A 229-nucleotide genomic window follows, 5' to 3' on the forward strand; every position below is an offset into this window, starting at 1 on the left:
CTTGAAACCTTTGGGATCGTATCCGATGAACATGAGGCGGTTCTCCGCATCGCGCACCGCGGTCAACACGCGGCCAAACTTGCTGCGTGCCAGCGGGAAGCCAATGCCGAGGCTGACCAGCAGCAGCAGCACCGTGGCGACAAACAGTCCAATACGCGTGGCGGTAGCGGTGACGTTAAAGCCGAGCAATGTGGTGAAGCCGTTAAAGCCGTTATTACCGCCGAAGCCG

Annotated in this window: 1 pseudogene; it reads right to left on the reverse strand. The window is 59.4% G+C overall.

The features are described from left to right. Positions 1-229, reverse strand: a pseudogene (locus KVT28_RS27505) (urea ABC transporter permease subunit UrtC); the annotation flags it as partial.

Origin of the sequence: Pantoea sp. GbtcB22, assembly GCF_019091025.1 — a bacterium.
Classification (GTDB): domain Bacteria; phylum Pseudomonadota; class Gammaproteobacteria; order Enterobacterales; family Enterobacteriaceae; genus Pantoea; species Pantoea leporis.